This window comes from Nocardia sp. NPDC055053 (assembly GCF_053608285.1).
This window is the reverse complement of record NZ_JBSGVD010000023.1, coordinates 82,449-100,067: the sequence shown is the minus strand read 5'-3', so window position 1 is coordinate 100,067 and position 17,619 is coordinate 82,449. Positions and strand designations below refer to the sequence as shown.

The 17,619-nt window shown below is 68.8% G+C and carries 17 protein-coding genes; 6 read left to right on the top strand and 11 right to left on the bottom strand.

The window, feature by feature from the left end:
• Positions 1 to 62: 62 nt before the first annotated feature.
• Positions 63 to 1,601, bottom strand: a complete 1,539-nt coding sequence (locus ACWF82_RS23185) for a coniferyl aldehyde dehydrogenase (RefSeq protein ID WP_452504230.1) — start codon at positions 1,599 to 1,601, stop codon at positions 63 to 65.
• A 24-nt stretch (positions 1,602 to 1,625) separates the two neighbouring features.
• Positions 1,626 to 2,435, bottom strand: a complete 810-nt coding sequence (locus ACWF82_RS23180) for an NAD(P)-dependent oxidoreductase (protein WP_452504228.1) — start codon at positions 2,433 to 2,435, stop codon at positions 1,626 to 1,628.
• A gap of 265 nt (positions 2,436 to 2,700) precedes the next feature.
• On the opposite strand from ACWF82_RS23180, the gene ACWF82_RS23175 reads away from it, so the two are divergent.
• The 6 genes from ACWF82_RS23175 to ACWF82_RS23150 all read left to right on the top strand — a co-directional run bounded on the left by ACWF82_RS23175 (position 2,701) and on the right by ACWF82_RS23150 (position 8,076).
• On the top strand, positions 2,701 to 3,522 hold the full coding sequence (locus ACWF82_RS23175; protein ID WP_452504227.1) for a mycofactocin-coupled SDR family oxidoreductase: 822 nt from the start codon (positions 2,701 to 2,703) through the stop codon (positions 3,520 to 3,522).
• 21 nt (positions 3,523 to 3,543) lie between these two features.
• Positions 3,544 to 4,272, top strand: coding sequence for a 3-oxoacyl-ACP reductase FabG (gene fabG, locus ACWF82_RS23170; protein ID WP_379034643.1), 729 nt, complete (start codon positions 3,544 to 3,546; stop codon positions 4,270 to 4,272).
• Entirely contained in the window at positions 4,269 to 5,159 is an 891-nt protein-coding gene (locus ACWF82_RS23165) for an FAS1-like dehydratase domain-containing protein (protein ID WP_452504225.1), read from the top strand. Before fabG ends, ACWF82_RS23165 begins: the two co-directional genes overlap by 4 nt.
• Positions 5,152 to 6,363 carry an acetyl-CoA C-acetyltransferase gene (locus tag ACWF82_RS23160; protein ID WP_452504223.1) on the top strand — a complete coding sequence of 404 codons (1,212 nt, stop codon included), beginning with the start codon at positions 5,152 to 5,154 and terminating at the stop codon, positions 6,361 to 6,363. The genes ACWF82_RS23165 and ACWF82_RS23160 overlap by 8 nt, the downstream gene beginning before the upstream one ends.
• A gap of 2 nt (positions 6,364 to 6,365) precedes the next feature.
• A complete protein-coding gene (locus ACWF82_RS23155; RefSeq protein ID WP_452504221.1) occupies positions 6,366 to 6,824 on the top strand; it encodes a MaoC family dehydratase in 459 nt (152 codons plus the stop codon).
• A gap of 61 nt (positions 6,825 to 6,885) precedes the next feature.
• Positions 6,886 to 8,076 (top strand): acyl-CoA dehydrogenase family protein, encoded by a 1,191-nt coding sequence (locus tag ACWF82_RS23150; protein WP_452504219.1) that lies wholly within the window; start codon positions 6,886 to 6,888, stop codon positions 8,074 to 8,076.
• A gap of 9 nt (positions 8,077 to 8,085) precedes the next feature.
• Here ACWF82_RS23150 and ACWF82_RS23145 read toward each other — a convergent pair whose 3' ends face one another.
• Genes ACWF82_RS23145 through ACWF82_RS23105 form a run of 9 tightly spaced genes read right to left on the bottom strand, consistent with a single transcriptional unit; the run spans position 8,086 to position 17,395 of the window.
• Positions 8,086 to 8,739 (bottom strand): hypothetical protein, encoded by a 654-nt coding sequence (locus ACWF82_RS23145; RefSeq protein ID WP_452504217.1) that lies wholly within the window; start codon positions 8,737 to 8,739, stop codon positions 8,086 to 8,088.
• 43 nt (positions 8,740 to 8,782) lie between these two features.
• Positions 8,783 to 10,081 (bottom strand): MlaD family protein, encoded by a 1,299-nt coding sequence (locus ACWF82_RS23140; RefSeq protein WP_452504215.1) that lies wholly within the window; start codon positions 10,079 to 10,081, stop codon positions 8,783 to 8,785.
• On the bottom strand, positions 10,078 to 11,184 hold the full coding sequence (locus tag ACWF82_RS23135) for an MCE family protein (protein WP_452504213.1): 1,107 nt from the start codon (positions 11,182 to 11,184) through the stop codon (positions 10,078 to 10,080). Before ACWF82_RS23135 ends, ACWF82_RS23140 begins: the two co-directional genes overlap by 4 nt.
• Positions 11,181 to 12,284: an MCE family protein gene (locus tag ACWF82_RS23130; RefSeq protein ID WP_452504212.1), complete on the bottom strand. Its 1,104-nt coding sequence runs from the start codon at positions 12,282 to 12,284 to the stop codon at positions 11,181 to 11,183. Before ACWF82_RS23130 ends, ACWF82_RS23135 begins: the two co-directional genes overlap by 4 nt.
• On the bottom strand, positions 12,284 to 13,336 hold the full coding sequence (locus ACWF82_RS23125) for an MCE family protein (RefSeq protein WP_452504210.1): 1,053 nt from the start codon (positions 13,334 to 13,336) through the stop codon (positions 12,284 to 12,286). The genes ACWF82_RS23130 and ACWF82_RS23125 overlap by 1 nt, the downstream gene beginning before the upstream one ends.
• 7 nt (positions 13,337 to 13,343) lie before the next feature.
• Positions 13,344 to 14,381, bottom strand: coding sequence for an MCE family protein (locus ACWF82_RS23120; RefSeq protein WP_452504208.1), 1,038 nt, complete (start codon positions 14,379 to 14,381; stop codon positions 13,344 to 13,346).
• A complete protein-coding gene (locus ACWF82_RS23115) occupies positions 14,378 to 15,634 on the bottom strand; it encodes an MlaD family protein (protein ID WP_452504262.1) in 1,257 nt (418 codons plus the stop codon). The genes ACWF82_RS23120 and ACWF82_RS23115 overlap by 4 nt, the downstream gene beginning before the upstream one ends.
• Positions 15,635 to 15,644: 10 nt before the next feature.
• Positions 15,645 to 16,499 carry an ABC transporter permease gene (locus ACWF82_RS23110; RefSeq protein WP_452504206.1) on the bottom strand — a complete coding sequence of 285 codons (855 nt, stop codon included), beginning with the start codon at positions 16,497 to 16,499 and terminating at the stop codon, positions 15,645 to 15,647.
• Positions 16,499 to 17,395, bottom strand: coding sequence for an MlaE family ABC transporter permease (locus tag ACWF82_RS23105; protein WP_452504204.1), 897 nt, complete (start codon positions 17,393 to 17,395; stop codon positions 16,499 to 16,501). Before ACWF82_RS23105 ends, ACWF82_RS23110 begins: the two co-directional genes overlap by 1 nt.
• Positions 17,396 to 17,619 lie beyond the last annotated feature (224 nt).

The following is a 17,619-nucleotide window of genomic DNA, read 5'->3' as shown; positions in this document are numbered from 1 at the left end:
CTCCTCGAAAGTCGGCCGTCGGCGACGGCGCGTCGGATGGGGGATGTGGGCTTGCGCAGCGGTCAGGCATCAGCGGTGGACACCCGCACCGGTACCCGCCCCGCGACCCGTCGCGCGGTGCGCCACCGGGCGGCGCGCAGGGCCAGGTCGACGATCCGGGTTGTCCACTCGCCGAAGGGCGGTGCCGCGAATCCGGTGATCGGGAAGGGCAGATCGGTGCCTGCGACGGTGCGCCGATGACTGAAGGTATCGAAGCCGGTCTTGCCGTGGTAGGCGCCCATACCGCTGTGTCCGACGCCGCCGAACGGCGCGTTCTCCGAGAACATGTGGATCGCGAACTCGTTGCGGGCCACCCCACCGCTGCGCGTTCCGGCGACGAACGCGCGGAAGTCGGCGCGGTCGGGGCCGTACCAGTAGGCCACCAGCGGCGACGGGTGGGCGTTGATGTGGTCGCTGACCTCGCCGAGCGTCGCGTACGGCCGGATGAGCAGCACCGGACCGAAGACCTCCTCGGTGGCGATGCGCATGTCGTCGGTCACCTCGTGGATCAGGGTCGGCGCGATCTTGCGACGGCGTGGGTCGGGCAACACTTCCCCTTCCGGCACAACCGATTCCACCCGGGCGCCGCGTGCGCGGGCATCCTCGATCAGCTCGACGACCCGGGTGTAGTTCGCGTCGTCCACCGACGAGGTGTAGTCGTCGTTGCCGCCGATCGTGGGGAACATGCCCCGCAGTTCCGCCCGCAGCGCCTCGGTGAACCGGGCCATGCTCTGCTCGGGCACGAAGACGTAGTCCGGGCACACACAGACCTGGCCCCCGTTGACCATGCGCGCGCGGGCGATCCGGTTCGCCGCGCGCCGCAGGTCGGCGCCGGGGCCGACCACGACCGGATTCTTGCCGCCGAGTTCCAGGGTCACCGGGACGAGGTTCTCGGCGGCGGCGCGCATCACCTTCCGGCCCACCCCGGTCGAACCGGTGAAGAACAGGTGGTCGAACGGGAGCGCGGTGAACGCCGCGCCGACCTCCGGTCCGCCGACGACGATGGAGAGTTCGTCGGGTTCGAAGTATCGCGCGGCGAGCGAGCGGGTGAGTTCGGCGGTGCGCCAGGTGATCTCCGACATCTTGATCATCACCCGGTTGCCCGCCGCGAACGCCGAGGCGGCGGGGACGACCACCAGTTGCAGCGGGAAGTTCCACGGACCGACGATGCCGACCACCCCCAGCGGGCTGGGATGGATCTCGGTGCGGATGCCGTAGGCACGCGAGAGCGGATTCGGTTTCTCCGGGCGCATCCACCGCGCGACATGGGAGCGGGTGTGCTCGAAAGCGGCCAGCATGCCGAGGATCTCGGCGAACAGGGTGCCCGTGCGCGACCGGGTGCCGAAGTCCTGCGACATCGCCTCGGCGTACTCGTCGAGGTGATCGAGGACCATGGCCAGCAACCGGTCGATCCGGTCGCGCCGCACCGCGGCCGACGGCTGCCCCTCTCGCAGGAACGCCGTGCGCTGGCGAGCCAGCATCGCAGGCAGCTCCGCCGGGTCCGTCGCGGCCGGGTCGGAGCGGACTCCGGCGCCTGCTGTGGTGGTGGTCGTGATCTCCATGGGCGGTGCCTCTCCGGTGCAGCGTCAGATCAGGTCGAACGGGCCGTCGGCGATCGCGGTGCGCAGGCCGGCGAGGTCGACGCCGAGATCGGCGGTGGCGCTCACGCACGCCGCGACGTCCTTGCGCAGGAACGGGCCGGCCAGCTTCCCGAATTTGGCGAAACCGCCGGTCTTGCGGATCGATTCCGCCGCGAAGCTGTCGCCGCTGGCCACCGCCAGCGCTTCGAGGAGCTGGTTCTCCTCGACGCCGAGCTGCCTGCCGACCGCGGCGGCGACCCCGACCAGCTGGGCATTCGCGGCGAAAAGCGCGTTGTTGATCAGCTTCACTCCCAGCGCGCTACCGAGCACGCCGGTGGCCATGACCGTGCTGGAATAGGCCTCCAGCACCGGACGGACGGCCCCGGCGGCTTCGGCGGGACCGCCGAGCAGCACAGTCAGCCTGCCGTTGGCGATGTCATCGGACGAACCACTCACCGGGCCGTCGAGCAGGACCGGCCCCTCCGGGTATTCGGCCGCCAGCGCCTTGACCGTCGAGACGGCGCCGGTGGTGTGCGAGACCACCACCGCGTCGGGCCGGGCCGTAGCCAGCAGACCGGCCGGACCGCCGAGCACCTCGATCAGCTGCGGGTCGGAGTAGAGGCAGGTGATGATCACCTCGGCACGCTCGGTGATCGTCGCCGTCGAGTCGACGACCTCGGCGCCCGCGGCCCGCAGCCGCTCACGCACGTCGGCGCGGCGCGCGTACACGATGGTCCGGTATCCGGCGGCGACCAGCCGGACCACCATCGGTTCGCCCATGCGCCCCGCCCCGACAAACCCGACAACCTTCGACATCTCGCGCCTCCTCATCGGCCGCATCCTCGCGGCCGGACGTCAGCGCGGACCTGGCGCGCTACGAACAGATGATAGTCCAGTAATCCATACTGTAACCCAATCTGCCGAGTCGGCGGGGTGAACCGCGTCGAAAATCCGACAGCGGCCACCGGCCGGCCCGGCGTGGACGGAATCCACCTCCTTGCACCCTGCCCACCCCCACAATAGAGTCTGGAAGAAAGCCATACCGTTGCCTTTACAATATGGCTAACTAGAGGGAGGTTCCGTGACCGGCCGACACACCGACAGAGTCGCGTTCATCACCGGCGCCGCGCGTGGACAGGGCCGGGCACACGCGGTCCGCCTGGCCACCGAGGGTGCCGACATCATCGCCGTCGATCTCGCGGGCCCGCTGCCCGCGGCAGTCCCCTACGACTCGGCGACACCGGCCGACCTGGACGAGACCGTGCGCCTGGTCGAGGCGACCGGGCGCAGGATCATCGCCCACCGGGTCGACACCCGCGACCTGGACGGGTTACGCGCGGCCGCCGACGCCGGGGTGGCGGCGTTCGGCCGCCTCGACATCGTCGTGGCCAATGCGGGCATCTGCATCCCCCAGGTCTGGAACGAAATCACCCCCACGTCGTTCCGCGATGTGCTCGACATCAATGTCACCGGCACGTGGAACACGGTGGCCGCCACCGCGGGTCACCTCGTCGACGGTGGTCGTGGCGGCTCGATCATCCTGATCAGTTCTGCGGCGGGGGTGAAGATGCAGCCGTTCATGGTGCATTACACCGCCAGCAAGCACGCGGTGACAGGGATGGCGCGGGCACTGGCCGCCGAGCTCGGCAAGCACCGGATCCGGGTCAACAGCCTGCACCCCGGAGCGGTCGCCACCCCGATGGGCGGGGGCGACATGGTGGCCGCCCTCGGACGGGCACTGGACTCCAATCCGCAACTGGCACAGATGGCCACACCGTTCCTGCCCGACTGGATCGCCCAGCCCGAGGACATCGCCGCGGCGGTCAGCTGGCTGGCCGCCGACGATTCCCGGGCGGTGACCGCCGCGCAGATCGCGGTCGATCTCGGCTCCACGCAGTACTGACACGGAAAGGAATCCACGCCAATGTCACTTCTGGATGGACGCGTCGCGGTGGTCACCGGCGGCGCCCAGGGCATCGGACTCGCCATCGCCACAGCGTTCCTGCGCGAAGGGGCCTCGGTCGTCCTCGGTGATCTGAATCCCGGTTCCGCCCTGGACGACCTGGGCACGGACCGGGTCCGCGCGACCCGCTGCGATGTCACCAGCGCCACCGACGTCGAGGCGCTGCTGGCGACCGCGGTGACCGAATTCGGGGCGGTGGACGTGATGGTCAACAATGCCGGGATCACCCGGGACGCCTCGATGCGCACCATGCGCGAAGAGGACTTCGACCAGGTGATCGCGGTGCACCTCAAGGGCACCTGGCACGGCACCCGCCAGGCCGCGGCGATCATGCGTGAGCAGGGCCGGGGCTCCATCGTCAACATCTCCTCGCTCTCGGGCAAAGTCGGGATGGCCGGGCAGACCAACTATTCGGCCGCCAAGGCGGGCATCATCGGCCTCACCAAGGCCGCGGCCAAGGAGACCGCCCGGTTCGGCGTGCGGGTGAACGCGATTCAGCCCGGCCTGATCCGCTCCCCCATGACCACAGCCATGCCGGAGAAGGTCTGGGATCAGAAGATGGCGGAGATCCCGATGGCCCGTGCCGGTGAACCCGGAGAGGTCGCGGCGGTCGCGCTGTTCCTCGCCTCGGACCTGTCGTCCTACATGACCGGCACCACCCTCGAAGTCACCGGCGGGCGGTTCATGTGACCGGATGGCAGGCGCACACCGTGGTCACCCACGACTACGTCGATCCCGCCCCGGTGGCCGCGCTGAACGCCCTGTTCGACTCAGGTGCGGCGGCGATCGGAGTGGGCGATCCGTTACCGCCGCTGTGGCATTGGGCCGCGCTGGCCCGCTGGCCCGTCTCGTCGGCCATCGGCGCGGACGGTCACCCGGCGCGTGGCTCGTTCCTGCCGCCGGTGGAGCTTCCGCGCCGCATGTTCGCCGGCGGCACCGTGTCGTTCCCCGGGGCCGTGCACGTGGGATCCACCGTCCGCCGGGAGGCGCGGGTTATCGCGGTGAACGCCAAGAACGGCCGTTCCGGTCCCCTGACGGTCGTCGAAGTCGAGATACGGCTGTTCGCCGAGACCGGTGCGCTCGCCGTCGTGGAACACCAGAACCTGGTCTACCGGGGCGCCGCGGCCGCCGCGCCGGTGATCGAGACCGACGCCGCACTCCAGCACCCACGAAACCCCTTGCAGCGCAGCACCGAATGGGACTGGCGGCTGCACACCGACCCCACCGTCCTGCTGCGATTCAGCGCAGCCACGGCCAATCCCCATCGCATCCACTACGACCTGCCCTACGCGACCGCGGTCGAAGGATATCCGGGACTGGTCGTGCACGGCCCGCTCATGACCCTGGCCATGGCCGAAACCCTGCGCTGGGAACGTCCCGACCGGCGTCCTGCCCGGCTGCGGCACCGCAATATCGCGCCGCTGTTCTGTGGCGATCCCGCCCGTATCCGGCGTCGCGAGTCCACCGATGGCGACCTCGCGCTCGCCGTCCGTACCGAGCCCACCCCCGGCCAGGCGGTCGAGCACACCGTGCTCACCGCCGATTTCACCGTCGACGGAGACCCAGCCCATGCGTGAAACTGTCATCTGCGAGCCCCTGCGTACCCCGATCGGACGCTACGGTGGCGCGTTCGCCTCGCTCACCGCGGTCGAACTGGGCGTGATCGCCCTGAAAGGCCTGCTCGACCGCACTGGCATCGATCCTGCCGTCGTCGACGACGTCGTCCTCGGCCACTGCTATCCGAGCAGCGAGGCACCGGCCATCGGCCGGGTCGTCGCCCTCGACGCGGGCCTGCCGGTGACCGTGGGCGGCATGCAGGTCGACCGGCGCTGCGGCTCGGGCCTGCAAGCCGTCGTCCAGGCGGCCATGCAGGTCGGCAGCGGCGCCTGCGATGCCGTCGTGGCCGGCGGTGTCGAATCCATGACCAACACACCGTTCTACTCCACGGATATGCGCTGGGGTGGTGCGCGCGGCGGCGTCCGGGTCCACGATGCGCTGGCGCGCGGCCGCGAAACCGCCGGTGGCCGTTTCCATCCCGTTCCCGGCGGGATGCTCGAAACCGCGGAGAACCTCCGGCGCACCTACGAGATCACCCGCGAGGAGCAGGACCGGCTGGCGCTGACCTCGCACCAGCGTGCGGTCGAGGCCGCACGCAGCGGAGTGCTCGCCGCGCAGATCGTCCCGGTGGCGGTGCGCTCACGCAAGGGCGAGGTGGTCGTCGACACCGACGAACACCCCAGGGCGGACACCACACTCGAATCGCTGGCCGCGCTGAAACCCGTTCGGGCGGCCGTGGATCCGGAGTCGACCGTCACCGCGGGCAACTCCAGCGGCCAGAACGACGCCGCGTCGATGTGCCTGGTGACCACCCGGGCCAAGGCCGAGGAATGGGGGCTGACCCCACTGGTCTCGCTCACCTCGTGGGCTGTTGCCGGGGTGCGCCCCGATGTCATGGGTATCGGGCCGGTACCCGCGACGGAGGCGGCGTTGCAGCGGGCCGGGCTCACGCTGGCCGATATCGACCTGATCGAGCTGAACGAGGCGTTCGCCGCCCAGGCCCTGGCCGTCATGCGGGAGTGGAAATTCGGCGATCGCGATGCCGAACGCACCAACGTGCACGGATCCGGCATCTCGCTCGGTCACCCCGTCGGCGCCACCGGCGGCCGGATGCTGGCCACCCTCGCCAGAGAACTGCACCGCCGCGAACAGCGCTACGGTCTGGAAACGATGTGCATCGGCGGCGGGCAGGGCCTGGCCGCGGTGTTCGAGCGGGTGAACTGACCATGACACTGCGCCGCTTCACCTCCGTCGACGACCTCACCGAAACCCTCGGCGAACCCATCGGACCCGGCCCGTGGATCGCCATCGGCCAGGAACGCGTCGACACGTTCGCTGCGTGCACCGGCGACGACCAGTGGATCCACGTCGATCCCGACCGCGCCGCGAGCGGGCCCTACGGCACCACGATCGCCCACGGCTACCTCACCCTGTCCCTGCTGCCCCGCCTCGGCCGCGATCTCTACACCCTCGAGTTCGGCACAGCCCGGATCAACTACGGCAGCAACAAGGTCCGCTTTCCCGCCCCGGTCCGCACCGGAACCCGGGTGCGGGCGGTGGCGATCCCGCTCGCCCTGAGCACCGAGGGCTCGCGGGCCCTGCTCACTGTCAGCTGGTCGGTCGAGAACGAGGACGGCGGCAAACCCGCGCTGGTCGCCGAGACCCTCACCGCGATCATGCTCTGATCCGCACCGCCGGTCTGCCCCCGGCCGGCGGCTCTATCCCCTTCCACGAACGGATCCACCGATGAAACTCGCGCACACCCACGGACTCACCGACGTGCAGACCGAAATACTCTCCGCCGTCCGGACTTTCGTCGACAAGGAGATCATCCCTGCCGCCCAGCAGCTCGAGCACACCGACACCTACCCACAGGACATCGTCGACCGGATGGCCGAACTGGGCCTGTTCGGCCTCATGATCGACGAGGAGTACGGCGGCCTGGGCGAATCCCTGCTGACCTATGCCCTGTGTGTCGAAGAGCTGGCGCGCGGCTGGATGAGTGTCTCCGGTGTCATCAACACTCATTTCATCGTCGCCTACCTGATCGCCCGGCACGGCACCGCCGAGCAGAAACAACGGTTCCTGCCACGCCTGGCGACCGGGGAGATCCGGGGCGCGTTCTCCATGTCCGAACCCGAACTCGGCTCCGATGTCGCCGCCATCCGCACCAAGGCGACCCGCAACGAGGACGGCGGATACACCCTCGACGGCCGCAAGATGTGGCTCACCAACGGCTCGACAGCCACCCTGGTCGCCACCCTGGTCCGCACCGACGAGGGACAGCCACGCGCACACGACAATCTCACGACCTTCCTCCTCGAAAAGCCCGTCGGCCTTGGCGAAGTCGCACCGGGCCTGACCATCCCTGGCCGGCTCCACAAGATGGGCTACAAAGGCATCGACACCACCGAGATGCTGCTCGACGGCCACACCGTGCCCGCCGACGCGGTCCTGGGCGGCACCACCGGCCGTGGGTTCAAGCAGATGATGGACGGCATCGAGGTCGGTCGCGTCAATGTCGCGGCCCGCGCCTGCGGGATCGCGATCCGCGCCTTCGAACTCGGCGCCCGCTACGCCCAGCAGCGCAGCACCTTCGGCAAACCCATCGTCGAACACCAGGCGATCGAGTTCTCGCTGGCCGAGATGGCGACCAAAGTGGAAGCGGCGCATCTGATGATGGTCAACGCGGCCCGGCTCAAGGATTCCGGCCTGCGCAACGACGTCGCGGCGGGCATGGCCAAATATCTGGCCAGCGAGTTCTGCAACGAGGTGACGCAGGCCGGGTTCCGGATCCACGGCGGCTACGGCTACTCCACCGAGTACGAGATCGAACGCCTCATGCGCGAGGCGCCGTTCATGCTCATCGGTGAGGGCACCAGCGAGATCCAGAAGCGCATCATCGCCAAGGGCGTGCTGCGCGACTACCGGATCTGACTGTGCCGATCAGGGAATGGTCACGCGGCTCGCGAGCCACCGGCCGTCGACCAGTTCCATGGTCATCTGCACGCGGCTGCGGTCGATCCGCGGATCGGTCGCGGCCGCGTTGCTCACCGTCTGATCGATGAACAGCAGCACCTCGACCTTGTCCGGCTGGGCGGATTTCACCGCCGCATCCAGCACGGTGCCCTTGCCCGCCGCCTTGTTCTCGACGAGCAGCTGGCGCAACTGGCCGCTGGAGCGGGTGTACATGTCCTTGAACTCGCCGGTTGACCCGTCGAGCACCGCGGTGAAGTCGTGGTCGAGATCGGCGGAATCGACACTGGTCAGGGTGACAGCGTAGGCGCGGGCCGCGGCGAGACCGGCCTCGGCCGCGGACTCGGTATCGCTGTCCTGCTTCAGTTTCCATCCGAAGACCGCCGCGAGCACGACCGCGACGACGGCGACCACGATCAGCAAGGGGATCCGGATCTTTCGCCAGATCAGCACGGCGATCATGCGCCGGATCTGCCACTTCGTCGGCAGCACCACCTCGGGCTGCGTAGCGGCCGTGGGGGTTTCGGCAGCCGGCGCCGGGTCGGTGCCGAAGTCGGCAGGCTCCTCGGTGCTGGGATCGGAATCGGTGATCTCGTCGGCAGCGGTGTCGGTGTTCTTGGTCATCACGGGTCCTCGCTTCTACGCAACGTACAGATGGAGCTGGTATTCACTTGGGGGGTGCGGGTATCTCCTCGCCGGAACCGGCCAGTGGCAACGGGATCGGCAGGGAGAAGGGGCCGGTGGGCGTCGCGGTGGCAGTTCGGTCGGCGGGCTCGCCGGGTGGCGGCGGGCCCGGGACCCGTTCGCCCGGCGGGCGCGGTGCGTTGTGCGCGCCGCGGACCAGCAGCGACGGATCGGTGTCGGCGCAATAGGTGTAGAGGTAGGGCTCGACGTAGTTGTTGATGGACGGGGCTTGGCGGGGCAGATCGTAGGTGCAGGTGCGCCGCGGATACAGGCTCACCAGCCCCCAGAAACCACCGTCGTGGATCACGGTCACCAGCGCGTCGAGCGTGGAGCCTGCGCGCTGGGTCGGGAAGAAGAACTCCTGGAGAGCAGGTACCCGGGTCGTGGTCATCGACGCGACGGTCGACAGGTTTGTCAGTAGCGAGACCACCGCCGTGGAATTGTCCGCCACCATCGTGTCCAGCGCGGCGAGTGTGCCCGGCGTGGTGTGCAGGAGCTCGGTGTAACCGCCGGTCTTCGCCTCGACACCGCGCGCCGAGGTGGCCAGGTCGGCGGCGAATCGGTCGAGCGCGACCGATCCCGACCCCACCGTCGACAGCACCGTCTTGCTGTCGCGGATGAGCGACACCGTCTGCGGCAGAACAGCGTCCAGTGTCGACACCAGGAAGATGCCGCCGTCGAGCACATCGGCCAGTTTCTGCGGACCGCCAGGGCCGGTACCCAGTTCGTCGAGCACCGCGGTGAGCCGAGCGGGATCGACCTGTGCCAGGGTGCTGTCCAGCGTGCCCAGCATCCGCCACAGCGGTGTCGGAACCGACGTGCGTTCCTGGGTGATCTCCGCACCGTCGCCCAGATACGGCCCCTCCGACCGCAGCGGCCGGAAGTCGAGGAACTGCTCACCGGCCGTCGACAGACTCGTCACATCGACCGAGCCGTCGCCGGGTACCTTCACCCCGGCATCGATGCGGGCCAGCGCCACCACGCCGCCGGGCGCGAAGTCGACCGCCGCGACCTCGCCGATCGGCACGCCACGCAGGGTGACGTCCTGTCCGGGCAGCAGCCCACCGGATTCGGTGAGATGCACCCGAACCGTGATCGTCGCCGCGGTCGGATCGACGCCGAGGGCACCGAAGACCAGATAGGTGGAGCCGAGCAGCGCGGTCGTGGCGAGTGCGATCGCCGACACCGCGTGCCGGTAACGCTTGCCGCCCCTGACCATGCCGACCAGCAGGCGCGCGGGCAGGTCCGCGGTGGCGGCGACCACCGCCCGACGCCGGCTCACCGGCCGGGTCCCAGCACGCGTTCGCGCAGCCGCAGCAGGGTGTAGGTCAGTGAACCGACCATCGCCTGCCAATCGCTCGCGTCGGGAATCCGGGTACCGGGATCGGCCTCGTGCCCGGGATCGGCCAGCGCGCCGATCGCGAAGTCCTGCAGGTCCACGTTCCCGTGGGCGGAGGTGCCGCTGCTCAGTTTGATGATCGAGGGCAGTAGCCGATTCATCGCGGCCAGGCTTGTCGACGGATCGAGAATGGCGTCGTTGAGGCCGGCCGAGATCCGGTCGAGATTGCCGATGAGGCCGCCGATCTCACCACCGCGCAGCACCGGGAACTTCGCCAGCTCGGCGGTGACACCGTCGATCCGGCGGACCATGTCGAGCATCTGCGGCGCGTTGGCTTCGACCACGGTCGAGGCGGGGCCCGCCGCGGCGACGAAGTCATCGATCACCTGACGGTCCCTGGCGAGTTCGCCCACCAGGCGGTCGGTCTCGGCGAGGGCGCGGCGGATGTCGTCGGATCTGGCCGACAGCGCGGTCACGAGGTTCCTGGACTGGTCGATCAGGTCGCCGAGCCGGTCACCGCGGTCACCGACAGCCCGGCCGAAGCCGTTGACCACAGTGGTCATATTGCGGATCGCGCCACCGTTCACCAGCAGGGACGCCGTCGTCAGCAGCTCCTCGACGGTCGCCGCCGCCGAGGTCTGCCCGACATCGATGGTGTCGCCGTCACGCATTGTTGCCGTCGAAAGCCCCGAATCGGCCGGGGCGTCCAGGGCGACATAGACATCGCCGAGCGGTGTCGCGGTGCGCAGCTGTGCGCGGGTGCCGATCGGCAACGCGACATCGGCCCGGATGTCGAGGTGCACCACGGCCCGGTAGTCGGCGACCGTCATCTCGCGCACCTCGCCGACATCGGCACCGGCCAGCCGCACCTTGGCCTTGTCGGGCAGATTCAGCGCATTGGTGAAACTCGCGGTGACCGTGTAACTCGGCGACCCTGATCCGCGCGCGGACAGCGGCAGATCACCGAGGCCAACACCGCATCCGGTGGTCAGCACGAGCACCGCCGCGGCACAGGCAGTGGTCCCGAGAACGGATCTTCTACTCATCGCGGCAACCTGCTCATCGCTTCCAGCATGTCGGTGACCCCGAAGTCGGGGCCGAAGTCCTGCAATGTCCCTGTGCTGCAACCCAGTTGGCGAAGGCCGAGGATATTGCAGACTTCCTTGACCATCTGTCCGTCGAACACCACGCTGTCGGTCAGCGCGTGGATGCGCGCACCACCGGTCTGTTGATCGACCACGTTGTAGCCGTTGGCCATCAGCATCGGGGTGACGTCGAGGAACTCCGCGAGCTGATCGCGGTAGTCGGCCAGGGCTTTGACGACCGTCGCCGAATCGGTGACCGCCGAATGCAGTGCGTCACGATTGTCGACGAGCAGCGCGTCGGCCTGGCGCATGACGGCGACAACCTGAGCTCCGGTGGTGCCCGCTCCGATGTCGAGCTGGGCCAGCATGTCACCGAGTTGCACCGACGCCGCGCCGAATTCGCGGATGGTCTGGTCACCGCGGGACGCGGCCGCGACCAGGGCCGACAGCTCGTTCACGATCTGGGTCACCGTGTCGCGGGTCTCGGCGCCCGCGTCGTCGCCCAGGCGCAGGGCACGGGACAACTCGTCCATGGTGGCCCGCAGCTGATCGCCGTTACCCGCTGTCGCCGAGGACGCGACAGCGAGCAGCCGTGCGATCGGGCCGTCTCCGGGCTCGGCACCGGAGAGTCCGCCGGACATCCGGTCGGCCATCGAGAGCAGCCGGTCGACGCCGACCGGTGTCCTGGTGTGGTCCGGCGCGAGCACGGCGCCGTCACGCAGGACCGGGCCGCCGCGGTAGACGGGCGTGAACTCCACATGCCGGTCGGTCAGCACCGAGGTGGACACGGTCACCGCGGTCGCATCGGCCGGGATCGGGGTCGCCCCGTCGACCCGCATGCGCACCTCGACGTAGGCCCCGGCGGGGGTGATCGCGCTGACCTCGCCGACCGGCATCCCCAGCACAGCGACCGCATTGCCGACATACAGACCCGCGGCGTCGTCGAATCGGGCCACCACGGTGATGTCGTCGGGCTCGGTGCGCAGCGGGCCGCCCGCGCACCCGGCCAAGACGCAGATCGCGAGCAACGCCAGCGCGCGCAGCACTGTGGTCGGCGACATCATCGGCACTCCCCGAAGTATTTCGGCAGACTCTGCTGCGCGGCCTGTCCGCTCAGCGCGCACATCCAGGAGTCGACGAGGACGCCGGCGGGGGCGTTGAAATCGACCGAGTTCCCGTTTCCCGCCGCGTTGGCGAGGTTGCGCACCGACACCGGCAGGATCTCGAGGGTGTTGCGCAGCAGGTCGTCGTGCCGGGCGAGGGAGCCGAGCAGCCCGTTCAGCCCGGCGATCAACTCGTCGACGCGGGGCCGGTCGTCGACGACGATCGCGCGCACCTGTTCGACCAGCCGGGTCGTCGCCGTCATCAGTAGTTCGATCACCTGTCTGCGCGAGGCGATGTCGGTCAGCAGGTCCCGGCCCGTGGTCGCGATGGCGGTGAGGTCGGACTGCTGCGCGGTCACCGTCGCGGTGAGGTTGCGCACCCCGGCCAGCAGCGACCCGAGCTCCCCGCGCCGGCTACCGAGAATGCCTGCCAGGGTCCGGATGTCGCTGAGCACGCCCGGCAGCACGGCCGGAACTCCGTCGAGCTGGGTGGCCAGCAGGTCCAGCGACCGGCCGACCTGCTCGGCGTCGATCTGTTCGAAAGTCGTGGTGGCGTTCTCCAGCGATTGCTGCAGATCATAGGGAACAGCGGTGCGCGACAAGCCTATTCGGCGGTCGGGCAGCGCTCCGGGTCCGGCGGGGCGCAGCTCGACGTAGCGGGCGCCGAGCAGGGTGGTCAGCTTGATGGCCGCGGAGGTCTCGGCACCGAGGGTGACCTGGTTGTCGACGCGCATCGTGACCACGACCCGGTCGCCTGCCAGACGCTGGCCGGTGACCTCGCCGACCGGAACTCCGGCCACGGTGACACCGTCACCGACGCGCAGGCCGGCCGCCTGAGCGAACTCGGCTTCAAAGCTGCGTTCACCGATACCGAAGGCGGACACCCCCAGCGCGGCCAGGAGCACCCCGGCGAGCACGGTCAGCGCGATGACCCCGAGAACACGGGGACGTTGTTCTTCGAGTGGGCGTCCGGTGTCTACAAGGCGCCGGAGCCTGGGTGGGATCGTCATGAGTGGTTCACCTACAGATCGGCGATTGCTGGACGGTGCCGGACGGTGTCGCGTAGCGGACGATCGCTGGCACGAGGTCCGACAGGGCGGGGACGGCCGTGAAGCCGAGATTGCACAGGTAGACGTTCATGTTCGCGCCTTCCTGACTGACCCGGGCGATTCCCTTCAGCAGCACCGGCAGGTTGAAGCCCAGGTAGGCGAACTGGTCCTTGTTCTCCTCGAAGTGCCGGGTGAAGCCCGGCTCCCGGGTCAGCAGCCGTTCCAGGGCGGGGCGGTCCTCGGCGACGACAGCCGCCATCCGGTCGGCGACCCCGGACACCTCGGTCAGGGTCGTCATCAACTCGGCGCGGTGGCGGGCCAGCCCGTCGACGATGGCGCGGGTCCGGCTCAGCAGGGTGCCGAATTCCGCGCGGCGGGTGTCGAGGTGGGCCACGACCTGGTCGAGGTTGACGATCACCGAGCCCAGCACCTGGTCTGGGCCCGCGAGTGACTGAGCGAGCGTGGACATCTGGGCGATGAGCGTGGTCAACGATCCCGCGTCGCCCTGCAGGGCCCGCACGAGCGCGGCGGTGACGTTGTCCACCTGCTGCGGGTCCAGGCCGCTGAACAACGGCTCGAATCCGTTGAGCAGGCCCGACAGGTCGAACGAGGGTTCGGTGCGCTCCACCGGAATCTCCGCGCCGCCGGGCAATTCGGCAGCGGACCCTGTCGCCGGGCGGGACAGACCGAGATAGCGCTGCCCGATCACGTTCTGGTAGGTGATCGCGGCGGTGGTGTCGGCGTACAGGCGCTGCTCGACCGCGACCCGGAAGCGAACCCGGGCCATCGTGCCGCTGAGTTCGACGGCGTCGACCCTGCCCACCCGCACGCCCGCCATGCGGATGTCGTCACCGGGCCGCAGGCCGGTGGCATCGGTGAAGATCGCCGAGTACGACCTGGTCGTGCCGTCGACGCCGCGGTGCAGCGTCACGAATGTCATCCAGATGAGTGTGAACGCGACAACCAGAAACATGCCGAGTCCGGCCACCGAGCGACGGGACTTCATCGCGGGACACCTCCTGTTCCGGGGATTCCGGTGGTGAGCAGTTGGGCGAGAACCTGTTCGGCGGCATTGGCGTCACCGCCGAGCACCCGGCCGATCAAGTCCTGGAGTTCCGGCGCCAGGACCGGTTTCGGTATCGAACGCGGGTCCAGCGAGGCGGGCAGGGGTTGCGCGGTGGCCGATTCCGGTGCGGTCGAGCAGCTGGGCCCGGCCAGGTTGCCGTAGCGCGGACAGTCGGTCCGGGTGTAGGGCGTGTCGGCGCTCAGCCGGATCTGGAACTTGCCGGTCCCGGTCTGGGTCTGCTCGTTCCAGAACTCGGCGAACCACACATCGGACAGCTTCTTGATCCGGCCCGCGATCGGGCCGAAATGTGAACTGCCCGCGGCGAAGACGTCCAGGACCGGCGTCAGCTGATCGGTCGCGGTGACCATCTCGTCGACGTGTGCCCCGAGCCCGCCGCCGACCGTCGACAAGGTCGCGGCACCCGCGGTGAGGACATCGCGCAGAGCGGCGTCCTGTGCCACCACCGTTTGCATCGGGATCACCGAATGATGCAGCGCGTCCAGCAGATCGGGGGCGGCGGCGGCCAGGCCCTGCACCGAATCGGTGAGCGCCGCGATCGTCGAGGGTTCCCCCGGCGGTGCGATCTGCGCGGACAACCCGGCGGTGATCCGTTCGAGCTGAGCGCCCGCCGCGACCAGGTCGCCACCGCGCCGGTCGGTGGCCTTGGCCACCGCGGCCAGCACGCCGACGGTGTCACTGGTGCCGATCCGGGCGGAGGCGGCGACGATGGCGCGCAGTTTGGTCAGCGCCGTCTGTAGCTGCACGGTCGACAGGCTGTCGTCCTGCTCGATCGCATCACCCGGCCGCAGCGGCCTGCCCGGTCCGTTGTCGACGAGCTGGACCGAGGAGACCGCGAAGACATTGCCCGGAACCACGCGGGCGGTCACCGTACTCGGGACATCGTCGAGTCGCCGGGGGTCGAGTTCCAGCAGCACCCGGCTGGGCCGCCCCTCGGATCCGGGCGACACCTGGGCGACGGTCCCGATGAGTACCCCGCGAAACTTGACGTCGGATCGCGGTGGCAGGCCGTCACCGATGTGCTGGAGCAACGCGACGACCTCGGCCTTCTCGTCGAACGCGCCCGACGATTTCAGCACGACCACGGTGACACCGCCTGCCACGAGGGCAGCGAGTACGACGCCGCGGACCAACAGCCAGAACAGGGAGGGTCCGCGCCCGTCCTTGTCGAACATCACCGGTAGCTCACCCTCCCAGCCGGGCGCTGGTGCCGATACCCCACAGGGCAACGGTCAGCAGCAGATTGACGACGATCATCACCGAGATCGCGGCGCGCATGGCCCGCCCCGCCGCGATTCCGACACCCTGCGGGCCGCCGGAGGCGTAGTAGCCGTAGTAGCACTGGATCGTGGTGGTCAGCAGGACGAACACGATGGCTTTGCCCAAGGAGTAGACGATGTCGGGTCCGCTGAGCACGAGCTGGAAGTAGTGGTGATAGGTGCCCAGCGACAGCCCGCCCGCCGCGCCGACCACGAACTCGACCGCCAGGTAGTTCATCGCGAGACAGACCAGATACAGCGGCACGATCGCCACGACCGAGGCCAGCAGTTTGGTGCTCACCAGATAGGGGATCGACCGGATGGCCATGGACTCCATCGCGTCGATCTCCTCGGAGATCCCCATCGCCCCCAGTTGCGCGGTGAACCGGCACCCGGCCTGCGCGGCGAAGGCCAGCGAGGCCATGATCGGGGCCAGCTCCCTGGTCGAGGCGGTCGAGGCGACCAGCCCGATCGCCGGTTCCATACCAAGCAGGTGCAAGGCGTTGTAACCCTCGAGTCCCACGATCGCGCCACCGGCGGCGCCGAGCACGATGATGACGCCCGCGGTGCCGCCGCCGACGACGATCGAGCCGTTCCCCCAGGCGACGTCCGACAGCGTCCGCAGGAATTCCGCACGATAGTTGCGCAGCATCACCGGAATAGCGAGCACGGCCCGGACGAAAAAGGTGAGCATGTGCCCGAGGCGCATGAACACGACGCCGATTTCCTTCAGGATCACGGCCACCATTCGCATTCCGGGCGGGTAATAGGTCGACGCCATTACAACCCCTGCCGCGGGAACAGCATCATGAATATCTGAGTGAACATTACATTCACGATCATGAGCAGCAGGATCGACGAAACCACCGTAGAATTCACCGAATTCGCCACACCCGCTGATCCGCCCTCGGTCGTCAGCCCCTTGTGACAGGCGACGATCGCGACGATCGCGCCGTACACCACCGCTTTGATCAGCGTCAGGACGAGGTCGCCGACGGTGGCGAACGACGCGAAGGTCGCCACGAAACTGCCCGGCGCGCCGTCCTGGGCGAAGACGTTGAAGACGTAGCCGGCGACGAAGCCGACGAAACACACTACGCCCGTGAGTGATACACCGATGAGCACGGCGGCGGCGAACCGCGGGACGACCATGCGCCGGATGACCGAGACGCCCATGATCTCCATGGCGTCCAGTTCCTCGCGGATCTTGCGCGAGCCCAGATCGGCGCAGATCGCGGAACCGACCGCCGCCGCCATCAGCAGCGCGGCCACCATCGGGGCGCCTTGACGGATGACGGCCAGCCCGCTGGCGGCGCCTGCCAGCGAGGTCGCGCCCACCTGACCTGCCAGGAGCCCGAATTGGATGGACAGGGTGACGCCGATGGGCAGGGCCACGAAGATGGTCGGCAGCACCGCCGCCGATGCCATGAAGGCCGCCTGATCCACGGCTTCACGTACCGCGAACCGGCCGGTGAAGATATCGGTGATCAGGAACTGCACGGTGCGCACCCCGAGGACGAATTGCCCACCGACGGTGCCCAATGCGACGCCAGGGTGCCGCTCGAGGTATCCCCGGAACCAGGAGGTGACCTCCCGGCTCGCCGGCATCATCGGCGCTGCGGGTTCGGTTCGCCCGGAATCACCGAGTGCGCCGACAGAATTGGAGTTTTTCGACATCCGGCATTCCTGACGAATCGTGGGGACACGCCGAACCACCCAGATAAAGTGAGTAATTCGATCAGCAGGTCGGCCGCCGTCGGTCAACGTCGGCCCATCGATGTGTACTTCGGCGCAGCCACCGGCGCGACCGACGATCTCCGCTGCGCGTCCAGCCGCACCAGGATCTACATGCCAATACTGTAGCACTTACAGTTGCATCCACAACAGGATTTCGGAACACC

Bases quoted from the DNA above. Each gene is read 5' to 3' on its own strand.
- ACWF82_RS23185 (WP_452504230.1), bottom strand. From the start codon at position 1,601: ATGGAGATCACGACCACCACCACAGCAGGCGCCGGAGTCCGCTCCGAC.
- ACWF82_RS23110 (WP_452504206.1), bottom strand. From the start codon at position 16,499: ATGGCGTCGACCTATTACCCGCCCGGAATGCGAATGGTGGCCGTGATC.
- ACWF82_RS23155 (WP_452504221.1), top strand. From the start codon at position 6,366: ATGACACTGCGCCGCTTCACCTCCGTCGACGACCTCACCGAAACCCTC.
- ACWF82_RS23120 (WP_452504208.1), bottom strand. From the start codon at position 14,381: ATGAAGTCCCGTCGCTCGGTGGCCGGACTCGGCATGTTTCTGGTTGTC.
- ACWF82_RS23125 (WP_452504210.1), bottom strand. From the start codon at position 13,336: ATGACGATCCCACCCAGGCTCCGGCGCCTTGTAGACACCGGACGCCCA.
- ACWF82_RS23130 (WP_452504212.1), bottom strand. From the start codon at position 12,284: ATGTCGCCGACCACAGTGCTGCGCGCGCTGGCGTTGCTCGCGATCTGC.
- ACWF82_RS23160 (WP_452504223.1), top strand. From the start codon at position 5,152: ATGCGTGAAACTGTCATCTGCGAGCCCCTGCGTACCCCGATCGGACGC.
- ACWF82_RS23180 (WP_452504228.1), bottom strand. From the start codon at position 2,435: ATGTCGAAGGTTGTCGGGTTTGTCGGGGCGGGGCGCATGGGCGAACCG.
- ACWF82_RS23135 (WP_452504213.1), bottom strand. From the start codon at position 11,184: ATGAGTAGAAGATCCGTTCTCGGGACCACTGCCTGTGCCGCGGCGGTG.
- ACWF82_RS23105 (WP_452504204.1), bottom strand. From the start codon at position 17,395: ATGTCGAAAAACTCCAATTCTGTCGGCGCACTCGGTGATTCCGGGCGA.
- ACWF82_RS23115 (WP_452504262.1), bottom strand. From the start codon at position 15,634: ATGTTCGACAAGGACGGGCGCGGACCCTCCCTGTTCTGGCTGTTGGTC.
- ACWF82_RS23145 (WP_452504217.1), bottom strand. From the start codon at position 8,739: ATGACCAAGAACACCGACACCGCTGCCGACGAGATCACCGATTCCGAT.
- ACWF82_RS23150 (WP_452504219.1), top strand. From the start codon at position 6,886: ATGAAACTCGCGCACACCCACGGACTCACCGACGTGCAGACCGAAATA.
- fabG (WP_379034643.1), top strand. From the start codon at position 3,544: ATGTCACTTCTGGATGGACGCGTCGCGGTGGTCACCGGCGGCGCCCAG.